This window comes from Arsenicicoccus piscis (genome assembly GCF_022568835.1).
GTDB lineage: Bacteria > Actinomycetota > Actinomycetes > Actinomycetales > Dermatophilaceae > Arsenicicoccus > Arsenicicoccus piscis.
Window position 1 is genome coordinate 337,797 of record NZ_JAKZHV010000003.1, and the last position, 12,000, is coordinate 349,796.

Annotated in this window: 10 protein-coding genes and 2 pseudogenes; 8 read left to right on the forward strand and 4 right to left on the reverse strand. The window is 70.4% G+C overall.

All coding sequences use genetic code 11. The annotated features are described in order from the left end of the window. Positions 1-111 precede the first annotated feature (111 nt). Positions 112-1,392, reverse strand: coding sequence for an IS256 family transposase (locus tag MM440_RS07425; protein ID WP_241443677.1), 1,281 nt, complete (start codon positions 1,390-1,392; stop codon positions 112-114). A 273-nt stretch (positions 1,393-1,665) separates the two neighbouring features. On the opposite strand from MM440_RS07425, the pseudogene MM440_RS07430 reads away from it, so the two are divergent. Beyond that, a pseudogene (locus tag MM440_RS07430) lies at positions 1,666-2,878 on the forward strand (IS256 family transposase). Between the two features lie 719 nt (positions 2,879-3,597). On the opposite strand, the gene MM440_RS17300 reads toward MM440_RS07430, so the two are convergent. Next, a complete protein-coding gene (locus MM440_RS17300; protein ID WP_241443678.1) occupies positions 3,598-4,593 on the reverse strand; it encodes an AraC family transcriptional regulator in 996 nt (331 codons plus the stop codon). A gap of 68 nt (positions 4,594-4,661) precedes the next feature. Between MM440_RS17300 and MM440_RS07440 the strand changes: the two genes are divergently transcribed. The 5 genes and pseudogenes from MM440_RS07440 (at position 4,662) to MM440_RS07455 (ending at position 8,595) form a co-directional block, all read left to right on the forward strand. After that, positions 4,662-5,048 carry a VOC family protein gene (locus tag MM440_RS07440; RefSeq protein ID WP_241443679.1) on the forward strand — a complete coding sequence of 129 codons (387 nt, stop codon included), beginning with the start codon at positions 4,662-4,664 and terminating at the stop codon, positions 5,046-5,048. Positions 5,049-5,443: 395 nt separating this feature from the next. Continuing rightward, a pseudogene (locus tag MM440_RS17600) lies at positions 5,444-5,758 on the forward strand (LCP family protein); the annotation flags it as partial. 46 nt (positions 5,759-5,804) lie between these two features. Further along, complete coding sequence (locus tag MM440_RS07445) at positions 5,805-6,182, forward strand: LCP family protein (RefSeq protein ID WP_241443680.1); 378 nt, start codon at positions 5,805-5,807, stop codon at positions 6,180-6,182. Between the two features lie 34 nt (positions 6,183-6,216). Beyond that, positions 6,217-7,425, forward strand: a complete 1,209-nt coding sequence (locus tag MM440_RS07450; protein WP_241443681.1) for a polysaccharide deacetylase family protein — start codon at positions 6,217-6,219, stop codon at positions 7,423-7,425. A gap of 42 nt (positions 7,426-7,467) precedes the next feature. Continuing rightward, entirely contained in the window at positions 7,468-8,595 is a 1,128-nt protein-coding gene (locus MM440_RS07455) for a glycerate kinase (RefSeq protein WP_241443682.1), read from the forward strand. Between the two features lie 4 nt (positions 8,596-8,599). On the opposite strand, the gene MM440_RS07460 is transcribed toward MM440_RS07455, so the two are convergent. Next, positions 8,600-9,286, reverse strand: coding sequence for a phosphatase PAP2 family protein (locus MM440_RS07460; RefSeq protein ID WP_241443683.1), 687 nt, complete (start codon positions 9,284-9,286; stop codon positions 8,600-8,602). 310 nt (positions 9,287-9,596) lie between these two features. Here MM440_RS07460 and MM440_RS07465 point away from each other — a divergent pair, with 310 nt between their 5' ends. Next, entirely contained in the window at positions 9,597-10,598 is a 1,002-nt protein-coding gene (locus MM440_RS07465) for a magnesium transporter CorA family protein (protein ID WP_241443684.1), read from the forward strand. A 12-nt stretch (positions 10,599-10,610) separates the two neighbouring features. Here the strand turns inward: MM440_RS07465 and MM440_RS07470 are convergent, their stop codons facing one another. Beyond that, complete coding sequence (locus MM440_RS07470; RefSeq protein WP_241443685.1) at positions 10,611-11,084, reverse strand: MarR family winged helix-turn-helix transcriptional regulator; 474 nt, start codon at positions 11,082-11,084, stop codon at positions 10,611-10,613. A 109-nt stretch (positions 11,085-11,193) separates the two neighbouring features. Between MM440_RS07470 and MM440_RS07475 the strand changes: the two genes are divergently transcribed. Next, on the forward strand, positions 11,194-12,000 hold the full coding sequence (locus MM440_RS07475; protein ID WP_241443686.1) for a crotonase/enoyl-CoA hydratase family protein: 807 nt from the start codon (positions 11,194-11,196) through the stop codon (positions 11,998-12,000).

Genomic DNA, 12,000 nt, shown 5'->3' on the forward strand with positions numbered 1-12,000 from the left:
GCCCCTCGCTTCGGCGGGGGGCCTTCCTGTTGGCGCCGTGGTCACGCCGGCGGCCGGGCGCGTGGGCTGGCGGGACTGTCGGATTATCGGTGGGCGGGGTGCCCGGCGTTCTTAGGTGGTAGAGGGGGTGATGCGTCCCTCGAAGGTGATGGCGAAGGCGTTCAGGGGTGCCTTCCACCGCATGACCCATCGTGCCCTGCCTCTCCCGGTGGGGTCCAGGGAACGGGTCACCAGGTAGAGACACTTCAACGCGGCGGCGTCGTTCGGGAAGTGCCCTCGCGCACGGACGGCGCGCCGGTAGCGGGCGTTCAACGACTCGATCGCGTTGGTCGTGCAGATGACCTTGCGGATCTCGACGTCGTAGTCGAGGAAGGGCACGAACTCGCTCCACGCGTTGCGCCACATGCGGATCGCGGCGGGACAGACGGGCTCCCACGTGGCAGCGAAGTCCTCGAACCGTGCGGCGGCCTGCTCGGCGTTGACGGCCGTGTACACGGGCCGCAGGTCCTTGGCCATCGCGTCCCAGTGCTGGCGGGCCGCGTACCGGAACGTGTTCCGGATCAAGTGCACGACGCACGTCTGTACGGCTGCGAGCTCCCATGTCGTGGTGATCGCCTCGGGCAGTCCTTTCAGCCCGTCGCACACGGCGATGCAGACGTCCTCGACACCGCGGTTCTTGATCTCGGTGAGCACGTTCAGCCAAAACTTTGCGCCCTCCCCGCCGTCGCCGGCCCAGATCCCGAGGATGTCGCGCTCCCCGGCGGTCGTCACGCCGATGACGATGTAGAAGGGCTTGTTGGTGACCTGCCCGTCACGGACCTTCACCCCGAGAGCATCGATGAAGATCACCGGGTACACGCGGTCCAGGGGCCGGTGCTGCCACTCAGACATCTCCGCGGCGACCTTCTCGGTGATCCGACTGATCGTGTCCTTGGACACCGACGCGCCATACACCTCGGCGAAGTGCGCCGCGATCTCACCGGTGGTCAGCCCGCGCGCCGACAAGGACAGGACGAGTTGATCGACGCCGTCCAGACGGCGTTGCCGCTTCCGGACGATCTTCGGGTCGAATGTGCCGTCCCGGTCCCGCGGAACGTCGATCGTGACCGGCCCGATCTGCGTGAGCACCGTCTTCGATCGGGTGCCGTTCCGCTCGTTCCCGCCCCCGTCGACCGGCGCCGGCTTCGCGTGCCGATCCGAGTGCTCGTAGCCGAGGTGCTCGGTCAGCTCTTCCTCCAGAGCGGTCTCCAGCACCTGCTTGGTCAGGCCCGTCAGCACACCGTCGGGGCCGACCAGGTCGACTCCTTCAGCGCGGGCCTGGTCCACCAGACGCTGCGCCAGCGCCTGCCTGTCGTCATCGTTGAGGTCCACGACCCCAATCGTGTTCGTCATGCTGCCTGCTCTCCCGCCGAGCACCGCTCAGCGCGTCAGGCCGAACCCCCACCCACCGTTGTTCTGACACTCCCGGGGAGTATCCGAGAAACGGTGTAAGTGGCTCCATCGCCCGCAAGGGCAGGAGGAGTCATGATGACCGAGACAACCACCACCAGCAGCAGTGCGGAGGCCGTGGAGTCGGCCAGACTGGAGACTGTGACCCCAAACCCACCACCACCGCAGGATGAGCCGGCCGAGCTGGACAAGGCTCAGCGTGAAGCCGTCGCGCAGATGGTGCGCCAGGCCAAGGACGCCGGTATCGCCCTGACCGGCCCCGACGGCCTCCTCAAGACCCTCACGGCGCAGATCGTCGAAGCAGCCCTCGACGAAGAACTCAACGAGCACCTGGGCTATGACAAGCATGATCCCGTCGGTCGCGGGTCGGGCAACTCCCGCAACGGCACCCGCTCGAAGACGGTGATCACCGACAACGTCGGTGCCGTCAACATCCGGGTGCCGCGGGATCGCAATGGCACGTTCGAGCCACAGTTGGTCACCAAGCGCCAACGCCGGTTGTCGGACATGGACGCCATGGTGCTGTCGCTGTTCGCGAAGGGCCTGACGACTGGGGAGATCGCTGCCCACTTCGCGGAGGTCTACGGGACCTCGGTGTCGAAGGACACGATCAGCCGGATCACCGACCGCGTCGTCGACGAGATGAACACGTGGATGGCCCGCCCGTTGGAGCCGATCTACGCGGCGGTCTTCATCGACGCGATCGTGGTCAAGGTCAGGGATGGGCAGGTCCGTAACCAGCCCTACTACGCCGCGATCGGTGTCGACCTCGACGGGCACAAGGACATTCTGGGGATCTGGCCCGGGCAGGGCGATGGGGAGTCGGCGAAGTTCTGGTTTGCCTGCCTGACCGAGTTGAAGAACCGAGGCGTCAAGGACGTGTTCTTCATGGTCTGCGACGGGTTGAAGGGCCTGCCCGACAGCATCGGGTCCGTGTTCCCCGCCGCGAAGGTCCAGACCTGCATCATCCACCTGCTGCGCAACAGCTTCAGCTATGCCTCGAAGCGGCACTGGCCCGAGATCGCCGCCAACCTCAGGCCCGTTTACGAAGCATCCACCCCGGCCGATGCGGAGCGGGCGTTCGAACAGTTCGCCGAGAAGTGGGGCAAGGCCTACCCCGCGATGATCAGGCTCTGGCGCAACGCCTGGACCGAGTTCATCCCGTTCCTGGACTACGACGTCGAGATCCGCAAAGTCCTCTGTTCCACGAACGCGATCGAGAGTCTCAATGCCAGGTTCCGCAGGGCGGAGGGCCCGCGGTCACTTCCCGAACGAGCAGGCCGCGTTGAAGACGCTCTACCTGACCGTGAGATCGTTGGACCCCAAGGGCACCGGCCAGACCCGCTGGGGGATGCGCTGGAAGCCAGCGTTGAACGCGTTCGCCGTCACCTTCGCTGACCGCATGCCCGCGGCCAGCACCCACCAGTAACGAAAATGCCACTTACACCGATAATCGGATAGTCCCCACTCCCGGGCTGGCCGGTCGCCTGCGCGCACGTTGACGTGATCTGCGCACGTTTCCGTGTGGTGCGCAGGGTCGGGAGGGCTGCGGCTCACGGTTCCGTGCGGACATTCACGGGGTCGGCGTTGGACGTGACCGGGTAGACCGTGGCGGGCGAGGGCAGCTGGCGGTCGGGGGGCGCCGTGGCGGGGTCGGCATCTACCGCGTCGGGGGGGGCAAGCGCCGGTGGGTCCCCGGTGCAGTAGATCGAGGCGCGGGCCGCGCGCCGTTGCGCGTCGGGCTGCCCGATCTACTGGGCTACTTGTTCGTAGCTGCCCGAGCTGTTCTGCACTGGGTGCAGTGGCCCATCGCAGGACAGGTTGCCCATCGCAGAACCGGTTGCCCAGTGGATCCGGGCGTCCGAGAGGCTGATCGTCCGCCTCGAGACCGGCGCCGCGGCTGGCGGGGGCGTTTGTGCGTAGGTTGCCGTGATCTGCGCACGTTTCCGTGAGGTGCGCAGGGTCGGGAGGGCGGCGTCTCACGGTTTCCCGCGCATCACACGGATTCGTGCGCACATTCGCGGTCGGGTCGGGCCGGACGAGGTAGACCCGGGCGGCGGCGGCGGCTGGTGGCAACGCGGGACCCGGTAGACCGAAGGGCGCGGGCAGCGGGGGAAGGGGACGGGGGCGCCGTGGCGGGGCCGGGGTCTACGGCGTCGGTGGGTCAGTGGTGCGAGCGGTCGGGGGCAGACCGAGCTGGTCGCGGTAGGCCGCGGGGGACTGGCCGACGATCGAGCGGAAGTCGCGGGTGAAGTGGGACTGGTCGAACCAGCCGAGGCGCGCGGCGAGGTCGTCGAGGGGTTCGGCGCTGCTCGGGTCGGCGGCTGCGGCGTGCAGCGCCTCGAGGGCGTCGTGCACGCGGGCGCGCATGATCAGCCACTTGGGGCTCACGCCGATGTAGCGCCGGGTCAATCGCTGCAGCGCCCGCACCGACAGGTGCGCGATGTCGGCGAACTGATCGACTCGCGTGATCGACGGGTCGGTCGCGGCCTGGGCCAGGACGCGGGCCAGTGCGTAGTCCTCATCAGCCGCTCCGTCGACGCCTGTCACCCCGTCGACCCCCGACACCCCGCTGACCCCCGACACCTCGTCGACCCCCGACACCGCGCTGACCCCCGACACGTCACCGACCGACACCACGTCCACCCCCGACGCCACGACGGCGCACAGCGCCTCGCGGGACGCGTGGGCCGACAACGGCAGCTCGGCCAGGCCGGGCGGCAACGCCAGATAGGGCGCGGCGCGCACCACCTGGTCGGTGAGGTCGCTGGCCGCCACACCGGTCAGGGCGGTGAACGCCCCGGGATGGAGCTTGAGGCCGACCGCTCCGCCGGATCCGGCCAGGGTCACGTCGAAGCGCCTGGTCCAGACGCCGGTGAGCCAGACGCCGGGACCGGAGCGGTCCGAGCGGGAGCCGTCGCCGCGCTCTACGGTCAGGTCGAGGCAGGGGTGCGGCACGACCGAGCTGACGTAGGTCACCCCCGGCGGCAGCTCCCAGGTGACCGACCAGACCCGCTCGACGAAGGGCGCGGCGGCGTCGGTCGGAGGGCAGTCCTCGAAGTGCGCGTGCTGCAGGAACTGCTCGGGCCGCAGGACCGCGGGCGACGCGGGTCGCTGGCTGGTCGCGTTTGTCCTATCGGCCACGTCTGGAGGCTACAAGTCTGGGCCAGACCGGGTGAGCGACACCCGGTCCGATCCGATGGGAGATGACGATGGCGACGAAGCAGACGCACGCGACGCTCGCGATGACGACGATCGACTGTGCCGACCCCAAGGCGGAGGGGGAGTTCTGGGCGGCAGCCCTGGGCTGGGAGCTGGTGGCCGCCGAGGAGAGCTACGCGCTGGTGGCGGACGGCGAGCGACGGCTCGGCTTCGGCAAGGTGGAGGGCTGGCGGGCGCCGGGCTGGCCGAACACGTCCGGCACCAAGCAGTTCCACCTGGACCTCGCCGTCGAGGACCCCGAGGCGGCCGTAGAACACTTCGTCAGTCTCGGGGCGATGCGCCCAGACCACCAGCCGGGCGAGGGCTGGGTCGTGCTGCTCGACCCGGCCGGGCACCCGTTCTGCCTCACCCGCGCGGAGAACTGGCAGGGCAGGTGAGCCGGGCACAGCCGCCACCCTGGTGGCGTTCAGCGGGCCGTCCTACGCTGAGGTGTTCCGTGCACACGCCACCCTCCGGGTGATCCGAGCCCTCGGGAGGGCCCATGACGCAGGTCGAGACGGCTCCGGACGGCGCCCCGAGGCGCCGACGGCGCTGGGTGCGCTGGCTCGTCGCCGGTGTGCTGGTGGTGGTGCTGGCCCTCGGTGGCGTGGCGGCGTTCCTGCTGCAGCGCACTGGTTCGGCCCTGTCGAGGTCCTCGACCGGGGGCAGCGTGACGGATCTGCTGAAGAGCGACCCGCTCAACGGGCAGTCGACCGGGCGGGTCAACATCTTGCTGGCGGGCAACTCGGCCGACGACCCGGGCCACGAGGGCGCCGAGCTGACCGACAGCATCATGGTCGCGAGCTTCAACACCACGACCCACGCGCTCACCCTGGTGAGCGTGCCGCGCGACCTGTGGGTCGTGCACAACGGCACCGGCCAGAAGATCAACTCGGTCGTCACCCAGGGCGGTATGGCCGCCCTCGCGGGCGTGGTCGAGCAGGTGACCGGCCTGCACATCGATCAACAGGTGCTGGTGGACTACCAGGCGCTCAAGCAGGCGGTCGATGCCGTCGGCGGCGTGGACGTGACGATCGCGAGCAACGACAAGCGGGGGATCTACGACGCCAACACGGGGCTGCGGCTCGCGAACGGCGTGCAGCACCTCAACGGCGACCAGGGCCCTGCAGCTGGCCAGGTCGCGCAACGACCCGGTGCCGGGGAAGGTGTCCTACGGGTTGCCGAACGGCGACTTCGACCGCACGAAGTACCAGCGCGCGATCGTCGAGGCGATCCTGCGTCAGGCGTCGTCCACCTCGACGCTCACCAACCCGCAGCGGCTCGCCGAGCTGATCGACACGGTGGGTGCCAACGTGCGCACGGATCTCAAGGCATCCCAGATGAACACCGCGATCCAGCTCGGGCGGGCGTCCTCCACGGTCACCGGCGTGTCCATCCTCGGCGACGCCGACGCGCCGCTGCTGGTCGACTACACCGGCACGGGCGGGCAGTCCGCGCTCGCCCCGGCGGCCGGGGTCGGCGTGTACTCAGGCATCAAGGCGTACGTCGCCGCTAAGGTCGGATTGACCTAGCAACCAACGGGGGGCGCTGCGGCGTCTGGAGGCCATGGGAAGATCACGCGCGTACGCGCTGGCAGGGGTAGTCGCGATCGTCGGGCTCGCGGCCGGGTGCTCGCAGGCCACGACCGGTGAGCCGGGAGCGGCGGCCCGATCGTCCGGCGTGGCGACGAGCTCGGGTAGCACCATCGGTGGCTCCGAGACCGGCACGCCGTCGTCGTCGCCCACCACGGTCGGGTCGACGAAACCGCTGGTCAGGTGGCCGGACAACGCGACGATCCCGCACCTGTTCTACCACTCCCTGATCGTCGACCCGGCGCGTGCGTTCCACGCCCCGCAGGGCAAGGGGCCGGGCTACGCGGACTACATGGTGACGCTGACGGAGTTCAAGGCCCAGCTCGCGCAGATGTACGCCCGGGGCTACGTGCTCGTGCACCCGGAGCGGATCGCGGCGAAGAACGCCGACGGCGTGATGACCTACCAGCCGATCATGCTGCCGGCTGGCAAGAAGCCGATGGTGCTCTCGATCGACGACGTCAGCTACTACGAGTACATGACGGGCGACGGCTTCGCCACCAACCTGACCATCGGCGCGGAGGGTCGGGTGACCAACACCTACACCGATGCCGCGGGCGTCACGAAGCAGGGCAGCTACGACGTCCCGACCGTCGTCGACGACTTCGTCCGCGACCACCCCGACTTCTCCTACCACGGCGACAAGGGGTCGATCGGGCTCACGGGCTACAACGGGGTGCTGGGCTACCGCACGTCGGTGCGCAAGTACGGCGACACCCCGGCCACGAAGGCCGCGCAGGAGCAGGCCAAGAAGGTCGCCGACGCGATGAAGAAGGACGGGTGGAACTTCGCATCCCACTCGTGGGGGCACTTGAACTTCACCAAGACCGGGGTCAGCGGGATCACCGCGGACGCCAACCGCTGGGACGCCGAGGTCCGCCCCATCGTCGGCGACACCCCCGAGCTGATCTTCCCGTTCGGTGCCGACATCTCCGGCATCGAGCCCTACAGCAACAGCAACGCGAAGTTCCGATTCCTGCACGGCACAGAGAAGTTCGACTACTTCTTCCCCGTAGACGCCTCCACCACCCACTGGATGCAGCTCACGCCCGGCGCGCTGCGGCAGGCCCGGATCAACGTCGACGGCATCTCGCTGAGTCGCGCGCTGTCCGGGCACAAGACCCCGCTCAGCGCGTTCTTCGACCCCAGGACTACGGTCGATCCCTTGCGCCCCAAGCGCTGAGTGCTCGGGCGGCGGACCAGGTGGACGCGTAGGGTCGGGACCGTGCACGTCGTTATCGCCCCGGACTCCTTCAAGGAGTCGTTGACCGCGATCGAGGCCGCCGAGGCCATGGCCGCGGGCGTGCGGGACGTCGTCCCCGACGCACAGTGCGTGCTCGTGCCGATGGCGGACGGCGGCGAGGGGTTCGCCGAGACCGTTGCCGCTGCGCTCGGGGCCGACCTGCACGAGGTGGGGGTGACCGGGCCGCTCGGCGACCCCGTCACCGCCACCTACGCCGTAGACCTCTCGCGCCGGCTCGCGGTCGTCGACGTCGCGCAGGCGGTCGGGCTGGACCTGGTGGCGCGAGCGGATCGGGACGTGATGCGGGCCGACACGTTCGGTGTCGGTGAGCTGGTGCTCGCAGCGGTGGAGCACGACGTCGACGAGCTGATCATCGGGCTCGGTGGGTCGGCGACGAACGACGGGGGTGCGGGGCTGCTGCGGGCGCTCGGCGCCGACCTCCTCGACGACCGCGGCGCGTCGGTGCAGCCGGGTCCCGCTGGGCTGCAGTCGATCTCGTCGGTCGACCTGTCGGGTGTCTCGGCGCGTGCCCGCGAGGTGCGCGTCCGGCTGGCGAGCGACGTGACGAATCCGCTGCTGGGCGAGCAGGGTGCGTCAGCCGTCTTCGGCCCGCAGAAGGGCGCCTCCGACGACCAGGTCGACGAGCTCGACGCGCTGCTGGGCAGACTCGCAGAGCTGGTCGATCCGGAGGGGCGCACGCAGCAGTCCCCGGGTGCGGGGGCTGCGGGCGGGCTCGGGTTCGCGCTCCAGCACGCCTTGGGCGCCACGTCCACGCCGGGGGTGGAGATCGTCGCCGAGCTGACCGGGCTCGCCGCCCACCTGGACGGCGCCGACCTCGTGCTCACGGGGGAGGGGTCGATGGACGGTCAGACGCTGGCGGGCAAGACGCCGTTCGGGGTGGCCAGGCTGGCTGCGGAGCGCGGGGTGCCGGTGGTGGGCCTTGCGGGGCGACTCGGACCCGGCGCCGACAAGCTGCTCGACCACGGCTTCGTGGCGCTCGTCCCCATCGTCCAGGGCATCACCGACCTGCCGACGGCCCTGGCCGAGGGCGGCGCCAACCTCCGGCGGGCGGTGGCCACCAGCGTGCGCTTGCTGCGCACCACGCTCTGACTGCTCAGGAACCGACGAGCATCCGCGTCTCGGTCGACCGCGACGCTGTTGCGGACGACCCAGCCGCCCTCCGGTAGACCGTGCGCTCGGCCCGGTCGGTCGCCCACAGCCCCGCGGCGCCCCAGGCCAGGGCGACGAGCGCCGACGCGGCGACGTCGCTCGGCCGATGCCATTGCAGCGCAACCACACTCACGCCGGCAGCCCCGATCAACAGCACGCCCGCGTCGCGCACGAACCGACGCGCGCGGTGCGGCGCCACGATGACCGCCGCCGCCACGAGGGCGGCGACCCCGGCGACGTGACCGCTGGGGAAGGAGTTGTCCATCGTGTGGCCGGCGATCTCCGGCCGAGTGAGCACCTCCTTGAGCAGCTCCGCGGTGAGCACCGAACCCACCACGGCGCCAAGGGCGCCCAGCGCCGCGACCGGTCGGCGCTGCGCCAGGGCGAGGAGCGCCAGCACGGCGAGAGCGGCGCCGAAGGTGACCGGCGTGATGGGAGAGAGGAACTCGGCGGCCAGCACGCGAACTCGTGGTGACAGCGCGGCGATCCGCGTCATGGCGGCCTGGTCGAACGCCTGGCCGGCGAGGGTGCGCACCATGGCCTGATAGAGCCCGGCGATCCCGGCCACGCTGACCACGACGGTGGCCGCGGCCTGAGTGCCGCTGAGGCGAACGTGCGGTCGGGTCAACATGGTTCGACGCTACCGGCCTCACCTGGGTGCAGGTCCGGGAGTTCCTGTGAGGCGGCTAAGCGCGGTCTACGGGGGCGGAGCGGGTTCACAGCGGGGTGCCAGGGTCTGCACGGCGCAGGTCCAGACGCCTTCGGCACCGTAGTGGTCGTGAGCTTCTCTCCTTGGAGCCTCGGCTCGACGCGGGCACGTCGAGCCGTCCCCGCACCGGTGTGAGCGACCGGTGCTCAAGTCGGAGGCCGCGCTGACCATCCCCCCTGGGTCGGCGCGGCCTTCGCACGTCCGGGCTGCTTCAGCGAGGCATGATGGGCCCATGCTCGCGATGCCCTCGTTGGTCGACGCACGCGCCTGGCGGGACGGCCGGCCCGCCCCGCTGCCGGAGGACCCGCAGTCCCTCAGGGCGGCGCTGCAGGACCCCCACCTGCTGGTGTGGCTGGACCTGCTGCGGCCGTCGGTGGCGGAGCTGACCCAGCTCGCGGACTACTGCGACCTCGGGCCGACGGTGGTGGAGGACGCGCTGGAGCCGCACGAGCGGCCCAAGGTCACCCGGCACGGCGGCCATCTGTTCTTCTCGACCTATCTGACGGATCTCGTCGAGCTGCCCCCGGACGCCAACCGCGGTCGCCTGGTGACCCACCGCGTCTCCGGGATCGTGCTGCCGATGGCGCTGATCACGGTGCGGCTGGACGAGGCCTCCACGCTCGACGCGGTCGTCGCGCGCTGGGAGGACGACCCCGACCTGCTCCGGCTCGGGTCGGGTGCGCTCGTGCACGGCCTGCTCGACTACGCGGTGGACGGCCATTTCGAGACCATCCAGGAGCTCGACGACGAGATCGAGGCGCTCGCCGACGTCCTGTTCGAGGAGCGGCGCACCGGGGCGGACTTCCTGCGGCGGGTCTACGGACTGCGGCGTGACCTGGTGGCGCTGCGTCGGATGGTGCTGCCCATGCGCGAGGTGGTCAGCGCCCTGCTGCGGCACCGCACGCGGGACGCGACCGCCCTCGACAGCTGGTACGACGACCTCTACGACCACGTGCTGCGCGCGGCGGAGTGGACCGAGTCGCTGCGCGACATGATGACGTCCGTCTTCGAGACCAACCTGTCGCTGCAGGACGCGCGGCTCAACACGATCATGAAGCAGCTGTCAGGCTGGGCCGCGATCATCGCCGTGCCCACCGCGATCACGGGATGGTTCGGGCAGAACATCCCGTTCCCGGGCTACAACCAGCCGCTCGGCCTGCTGGTCAGCGCGTCGCTGGTGCTCGTCGGCTCGTTGGTGCTCTACCTCGTGTTCCGCGCCCGGGACTGGCTGTAGCGCGGCCTCGGCTCAGCTGCGCTCGCGCGCGGAGAGGTTGCGCCGGGTCCGGGACAGGCCGGAGCGTAGGGCGTCCAGCTCGTCGGCGTCCAAGCCGGAGAACGCGTCTCGCTCGACCGCGGCCACCGCGGGAGCGCACCGCTCCAGCAGAGCGTGGCCCTCGGGCGTCAGCTCGATGAGCAGCCGACGGCGCTGCTGCGGGTCGCGCCGGCGGGTGATGTAGCCACCCCGCTCCAGCGCCGCGACGATGTCGGCCGCGGACTGCGCCCGCACGAACGACAGACGCGCCAGGTCGGCCGCGGTGATCGACTCCTCGCGCTCCAGGACGGTGAGCGCGGTGTACTGGAGCATGGTGACGCCGAACGGCTTCACCGCGTCCTCGAGATGGGCGCGGATGGCCAGCTCCACGGCTTTCACGACGTAGAGCAGGGACGGAGCCTTGCGGGTCGCGCTCGCCGTCTGCCGGGGGATGGTCGCCTCGCTCACCTCGCCATTCAATCAGGCGTTCCCTGGACGTTCGCCGAGGGCACCCCCTTGCGGGCCGGCCTGGTGCGTGCTTGAATAGCAGGAAACCTGTCAATGAGGAGAGCGCCCGATGACTGCCGAGCCGTCCGTTCCGACCACGACCGACGACCTGCGGGTCGAGCAGGACGGGCCTGTCCTCGTCGTCACGCTGGCTCGGCCGGCCAAGCGCAACGCCCTGAGCGACGCGATGGTGCTGCGCCTGCAGGCGATCTTCGACGCGATCCCGTCGGCGCAGGAGCCGGTCCGGGCCGTGGTGATCGCGGCGGAGGGTGACCACTTCTGCGCCGGCCTCGACCTCGCGAGCCTCGGCGAGAAGGACACCTTCGAGGGCATCCTCCACTCCCGCATGTGGCACCGCGCGTTCGAGGCGATCGAGTCCGGGCCGGTCCCGGTCATCTGCGCGCTCCAGGGTGCGGTGGTCGGCGGCGGGCTGGAGCTGGCCGCGGCCACGCACGTGCGGGTGGCCGAGCCGTCCACCTTCTTCGCTCTGCCCGAGGGCTCGCGCGGGCTCTTCGTCGGCGGGGGTGGGTCGGTGCGGGTCCCCCGGCTCGTCGGCACCCACCGGATGGCCGACATGATGCTGACCGGGCGGGTCTACGAGGCTGCTGACGGGGTGGCGGCCGGCTTCGCGCAGTACCTCGTCGGCGAGGGGGAGGCCAAGGCCGAGGCGCTGCGCCTCGCTCACCGCGTCGCGCAGAACGCACCGGCGTCGAACTTCGCTGTCGTGCAAGCGCTCCCGCGCATCGCCGAGGTCGGCCCGACCGAGGGGCTGCTGATGGAGTCGCTCATGGCGGCCATCGCCCAGGGCACCCCGGACGCGAAGGCGCGGATGGCGGCCTTCCTCGAGGGCCGCGCCAACAAGGTGAAGGAGGCCTGA